This window comes from Streptomyces prasinopilosus, from assembly GCF_001419695.1.
GTDB classification, from domain to species: domain Bacteria; phylum Actinomycetota; class Actinomycetes; order Streptomycetales; family Streptomycetaceae; genus Streptomyces; species Streptomyces prasinopilosus.
The window spans coordinates 1-5,679 of record NZ_LIRG01000081.1; the positions used below are offsets into that span (position 1 = coordinate 1).

The window sequence follows — 5,679 nt, forward strand, 5'->3', positions numbered from 1 at the left end:
CTGCGGTCCACCGGGGCCGGCGGCCCCCGGAGACCTCCGGCCGGGTCGGCCGGCCCCGCTCTCCGCCCCTGCCGCTCCGGCCTTCCCCCGGCCCTGCCGTTCCGACCGCTCCGGCCGCCGCAGCCCCTCCCGCCCCGGTGACAGAACCGTGACAGTCGGCTCCCACCTGGGCTTCCGCGCCTCGCCCCGTACCCTGCCCACGGTGTGTATACACGGCGCGTATACACGCTGTGTAGAGTGCTCGCCATGTCCATCGGTCACACCCTTCTGGGGCTCCTGGAGTCCGGCCCGCGCCACGGTTACGACCTGAAGCGGGCCTTCGACGCGAAGTTCGGTCACGACCGGCCGCTGCACTACGGCCAGGTCTACTCGACGANNCGCGACGCCGCCGACATCCTCGACACGCAGCGCTCCGAGCACCTGCGCGGCATGCGCGCCCTCACCGAGCGCAAGCGCCGGGGCGACCTGGCCGACCAGCTCATCTGCGACCACGCCCTGTTCCACCTCGAGGCCGACCTGCGCTGGCTGGAACTCACCGCCGCGCGCCTCGACAAGCTCCGTGAGGCGGTCTCCCGATGACGATCCCCCCCGGTTCCCTGCTCGCCGCCCAGGACCTGCGCAAGGCGTACGGGCCGACCCCGGCGCTGGACGGCGCCGCGTTCTCCATCCATCCCGGCGAGGTCGTCGCCGTGATGGGCCCCTCGGGGTCGGGCAAGTCGACCCTGCTGCACTGCCTCGCCGGGATCGTCACGCCCGACTCCGGCTCGATCACGTACGACGGGCGCGAGCTGACCGCGATGAACGACTCCGAGCGCAGCAGGCTCAGGCGCTCGGAGTTCGGCTTCGTCTTCCAGTTCGGGCAGCTCGTGCCGGAGCTGACCTGCGTGGAGAACGTCGCCCTGCCCCTGCGGCTGAACGGCACGCCCCGCAAGGAGGCCGAGCGCGCCGCCCTGGCCTGGATGGAGCGCCTGGAGGTCGACGACGTCCGGGCGAAGCGGCCCGGCGAGGTCTCCGGCGGCCAGGGGCAGCGGGTCGCCGTGGCCCGGTCGCTGGTGACCGGTCCGCGGGTGCTGTTCGCCGACGAGCCGACCGGCGCGCTGGACTCGCTCAACGGCGAGCGCGTGATGGAACTGCTCACCGAGGCCGCCCGGTCCACCAACGCCGCCGTCGTCCTCGTCACGCACGAGGCGCGGGTGGCCGCGTACTCGGACCGCGAGATCGTCGTGCGCGACGGGAAGTCCCGGGACATGGAGCACGCCGTATGAGCGGGACCAAGGAGCGGGACCGCACCGCCGCCCCGGTGGTCCCCGCCGTCCCCGCGGAGCCGAAGGTCCGGGCGGTGGTCCGGGACCTGGGCATGGGCGTCCGGTTCGCCCTGGCCGGCGGGCGCGAGGGCTGGATCAGGGCCCTGCTCACCGGTGTCGGCGTCGGCCTCGGTGTGGCACTGCTGCTGCTCTGCGCCGCCCTGCCCGGCGTGCTGGCGGAGCGGGACCGGCGGGAGGAGGCGCGGCTCGACTGGCCCTTCAGCTCGGAGACCGTGTCGAAGGCCGACGACACCCTGCTCGTCGCGCGTGTCGACACCGACTTCCGGGACAAGGGCGTCCGCGGCCGCCTGGTGGAGCCGGAGGGCCCGGACGCCCCCCTGCCGCCGGGGCTGGACGGGTTCCCGAAGACCGGCGAGATGGTCGTCTCCCCCGCCCTGAAGGAGCTGCTCGCGTCGGACGGCACGGGACTGCTGCGCGAGCGGCTGCCGTACGACGTCACGGGGACGATCGGCGAGCAGGGCCTCATCGGCTCGCAGGAACTCGCCTACTACGCGGGCGCCGAGGGGCTCGCCAAGAGGCTTGACGGCCCGGCGGTGGTGCGCCTCGACCGCTTCGGCACACCTGCCGACCAGATCACCGAGGAGGAGAACGACCCGGTGATCACGCTGTTGATCCTGGTCGTCTTCGCGGTGCTGCTGACACCGGTCGCCGTGTTCATCGCCACCGCCGTACGCTTCGGCGGCGAGCGGCGCGACCGCCGGCTGGCGGCACTGCGGCTGGTCGGCTCCGACGCGGCGTCCACCCGGCGCATCGCGGGGGGCGAGGCGCTGGCCGGCTCGCTGCTCGGGCTGCTCCTCGGCACCGGCTTCTTCCTGATCGGCCGCCAGGTCGCCGCCTCCGTCGAGGTGTTCGGCGTCAGCGTGTTCCCCAGCTACCTGAACCCCTCACCGCTGCTGGCCCTCCTGGTCGCGGTCGCGGTCCCGGCGGCCGCGGTGCTGGTGACGCTGCTCGCGCTGCGCGGGGTCGTCATCGAGCCGCTGGGCGTGGTCCGTACGGTGCGTCCGCCCCGGCGGCGGCTGTGGTGGCGGCTGCTGCTGCCGCTGGCCGGCCTCGTGATGCTCTACCCGATGATCGGGCAGGGCCGCGAGAACGGGGAGTTCAACGCGTACCTGGTCATCGGCGGTGTCCTGCTGCTGCTCATCGGCGTCACCGCGCTGCTGCCGTGGCTCGTGGAGACGGTCGTCTCCCGGCTCGGCAAGGGCAGTCTGTCGTGGCAGCTGGCGGTGCGGCGGCTGCAGCTCAGCAGTGGTGCGGCGGCCCGGATGGTCAACGGGATCGCGGTGGCGGTGGCCGGCGCGATCGCGCTCCAGATGCTGTTCGCCGGCATCGAGGGCGACTACACCAAGGACACCGGGCTCGACGTGTCGCTGGCCCAGGCGCAGGTGGGACTGCCGAACGGCCACGCGCTCGCCCCCGCCGCCGGGAAGCTGGCGGACACCGAGGGGGTGAGCAAGGTCTACGCGCTCTCCTACGGCTACCTCGCCGACAAGCCCTGGCAGCAGGAGCCGGAGAACACCGCCTCGCTGACCGTCGCCGACTGCGCGACCCTGCGCACGGTGGCGAAGCTCCCCTCGTGCCGGGACGGCGACGTGTTCGCGGTGTCCGGCGCCCAGTACGACACGAGCACCCCGGCGCTGAGCAGGCCGGGCCGGGTCCTCCACCTCGAGACGATCGACCCCTCGGACCCCTCCCGCTACCTCGACGGCGTCACCTGGACGGTCCCCGCGGGCTTCAAGGAGGCCCGGTCGATTCCGAACCCGGTGGGCGAGGAGCGCGGCGGCTTCCTGCTGACCCCGGGCGCGGTGCCGGCGGGGATGACCGGCACGCTCTCCGCTGAGTTCTACCTCGAGATCGACGACTCGGTGCCGGACGCCATGGAGCACGTGCGGAACGCGGCCGCCGCGATCCATCCGCTGACGCACACGTTCCAGTGGACCCTCACCGATCGTTCGGACACCTACGAGTCGATCCGTACCGGCCTGTTCGTCGGCGCGGCCTGTGTCCTGGTGCTGATCGGGGCGAGCCTGCTGGTCTCCCAGCTGGAGCAGTTGCGCGAACGCCGCAAGCTGCTGTCGGCCCTGGTCGCCTTCGGTACCCGGCGGCGCACCCTGAGCCTGTCGGTGCTGTGGCAGACGGCCGTCCCGATCGGCCTGGGGCTGCTGCTGGCCGCGGCGGTGGGGGTCGCGCTGGGCGTGGTCCTGCTGCGGATGACGTCGACCCCGGTGCGGATGGACTGGACGGGCCTGCTGCAGATGACCGGTTTCGGTGCGGGCGTCGTCGTGGTGGTGACGCTGCTGAGCCTGCCGCCCCTGCTGCGCATGATGCGCCCGGACGGCCTCCGCACGGAGTGACCGGAGCGCCGTGCCGTGGCACCATGGGCCGCGTCACCACGAGGAGCGTGTCCGCCATGTCGCTGGAGTCCCTGAAGTCCCGCCTTCCCGACTACGCCCGGGACCTGGCGCTCAATCTGGACGCGGCCGTCGGCGGTTCGGACCTGCCGGTCCAGCGGCTGTGGGGCACGGTGCTGTCGACGGCGATCGCCTCGCGCTCGGCCGTCGTGCTGCGCGAGCTGGCACCGGAGGCGAAGGCCCTCCTGTCGCCCGGGGCGTACCGGGCGGCGAAGACCACCGCCTCGGTGATGGCGCTGAACAACGTCTTCTTCCGGACCCGCCACCTGCTGTCGGACGAGGAGTACGGCACCCTGCGCGCGGGCCTGCGGATGAACGTCCTCGGCGACCCGGGCGTCGACCGGGTCGACTTCGAGTTCTGGGCGTTCGCGGTCTCCGCGGTCAACGGCTGCGGGCTGTGCCTCGACGCGCACGAGGCGGCCCTGCGCGGGGCGGGCGTCGAGCGCGAGGTCGTCCAGGAGGCGTACCGGATCGCCGCGGTGATCGAGGCCGTCGCCACCACCCTGGAGGCGGAGGCGGTGCTCACGGAGGCCGTTCCCGCGGAGTGACCCGCGAGCGGTTCACGGACGGGCCGCGGACGGCTCCGCGGCCCGCCCCGCCGGTGTCCGCCCCGCGCCCCTCGCCTCCCGGCCCTCACTCCACGGGCGGAACCGCCGGCGCGGGAGACACCGACGGGACGGGCGGGGCCTGCGGCTCCGGGGGGGCCTGCGGCTCCGGGGGGGCCGTGGCCGCCGTCACCGCCGTGGCGCCCCGCGGCTTCGCGGAGAAGCGCGCGGCCGGCTCCTGGCTGTACGCGCGGAGGTACACCACGACGGTGTTGGTCACCGCGACCAGCGGTACGGCGACCACCGCGCCGCCGATCCCCGCGACCATGCCGCCGGTGGCTACCGCCAGCACCACCGCGAGCGGGTGGACGCGGACCGCGCGGCCGAGGATGAACGGCTGGAGGATGTGGCCCTCGATCTGCTGCACCGCCAGGACCACCACCAGCGTCATGACCGCCGTGAACACGCCCTGGGTGACCAGCCCGACGACCACCGCGAGCGCCCCGGACACCACCGCGCCGACGAGCGGGATGAAGGCGAACAGGAAGATGAAGACGGCGAGCGGCACCGCCATCGGCACGTCCAGGAAGTAGATGCCGAGGCCGATGAAGACCGCGTCGATCAGTGCCACTATCAGCGTGCCGCGCACGTACGCCGTCAGCGTCCGCCACGCGGCCGGTCCGGCGCCGGCGACGCCCGGGCGGGCGGCGGCGGGCACCAGCTTCAGCGTCCACTCCCAGATGCGCTTGCCGTCGTAGAGCAGGAACAGCGTCGAGAAGACGGCGAGCAGGATGCCGGTGAGCGCCTCGACGACGACCGTCACGCCCTCCAGGCCCGCCGAGGTGATCTGCTCGGTGTTGGCGCCGACCGCCTCGCGCAGGTTCTTGGCGATGTCGTTGATCTGGTGGTCGGTGACGTGGAAGGGGCTGTTGAGCAGCCAGATGCGCAGCTCGTCGATGCCGTCCTGGATCTGGTCGGAGAGGGTGTCGATGTTCTCCATGACCTGCCAGGTCACGAACCAGCCCATGAGGCCGAGGACGACGAACCCGAACAGCGCGGTCAGGGCGGTGGCCGGCCCGCGGGGCAGTCCGGTCTTCCGCAGCCGGGCCACCGTCGGCTGGAGCAGCGCCGTGATCAGCAGCGCGGAGGCGAAGGCCAGCACCACCAGTTGCACGGCGCCGATGACCCGCATGAGCACCCAGACCGTGCCCGCGAGCACCAGCAGGCGCCAGCCGGCCTCGGCGGCGACCCGTACGCCCCAGGGCACGGCCTGCGCGGGGTCGGGGCGGGAGGGGACGACGGTGACCGCGGCGGGCACGGTGCCGAAGGCCGCCGCGGGGGCAGGTCCGGTCGCGGGGCCGCCGGTCGGCGCGGGCGTCCGGTCGGCGGGTTCGGCGGAGG

Annotated in this window: 5 protein-coding genes and 1 pseudogene; 5 read left to right on the top strand and 1 reads right to left on the bottom strand. The window is 73.5% G+C overall.

Annotated features, from left to right (window positions below; all coding sequences use genetic code 11):
• Positions 1–246: 246 nt before the first annotated feature.
• The 5 genes and pseudogenes from AOK18_RS33955 to AOK18_RS04970 all read left to right on the top strand — a co-directional run.
• On the top strand, positions 247–376 hold a 130-nt coding region (locus tag AOK18_RS33955; RefSeq protein ID WP_240503060.1), incomplete at its 3' end, for a PadR family transcriptional regulator.
• 2 nt (positions 377–378) lie between these two features.
• Positions 379–579: pseudogene (locus tag AOK18_RS33960) on the top strand (PadR family transcriptional regulator); the annotation flags it as partial.
• Positions 576–1,265, top strand: a complete 690-nt coding sequence (locus tag AOK18_RS04960; RefSeq protein WP_055574703.1) for an ABC transporter ATP-binding protein — start codon at positions 576–578, stop codon at positions 1,263–1,265. The pseudogene AOK18_RS33960 and the gene AOK18_RS04960, both read left to right, overlap by 4 nt.
• Positions 1,266–1,357: 92 nt before the next feature.
• Complete coding sequence (locus tag AOK18_RS04965) at positions 1,358–3,676, top strand: ABC transporter permease (protein ID WP_055693508.1); 2,319 nt, start codon at positions 1,358–1,360, stop codon at positions 3,674–3,676.
• A gap of 56 nt (positions 3,677–3,732) precedes the next feature.
• The gene (locus AOK18_RS04970; RefSeq protein WP_055693505.1) at positions 3,733–4,281 is read left to right on the top strand and encodes an alkyl hydroperoxide reductase; all 549 of its coding nucleotides are present in this window, start codon (positions 3,733–3,735) and stop codon (positions 4,279–4,281) included.
• Positions 4,282–4,366: 85 nt separating this feature from the next.
• On the opposite strand, the gene AOK18_RS04975 is transcribed toward AOK18_RS04970, so the two are convergent.
• The coding region (locus AOK18_RS04975) for an AI-2E family transporter (RefSeq protein ID WP_055693506.1) at positions 4,367–5,679 on the bottom strand (1,313 nt) is incomplete at its 5' end.

Excerpts from the sequence above, each read along its gene's own strand:
- AOK18_RS04960 (WP_055574703.1), top strand. The coding sequence starts at position 576 with ATGACGATCCCCCCCGGTTCCCTGCTCGCCGCCCAGGACCTGCGCAAG.
- AOK18_RS04970 (WP_055693505.1), top strand. The coding sequence starts at position 3,733 with ATGTCGCTGGAGTCCCTGAAGTCCCGCCTTCCCGACTACGCCCGGGAC.
- AOK18_RS04965 (WP_055693508.1), top strand. The coding sequence starts at position 1,358 with ATGGGCGTCCGGTTCGCCCTGGCCGGCGGGCGCGAGGGCTGGATCAGG.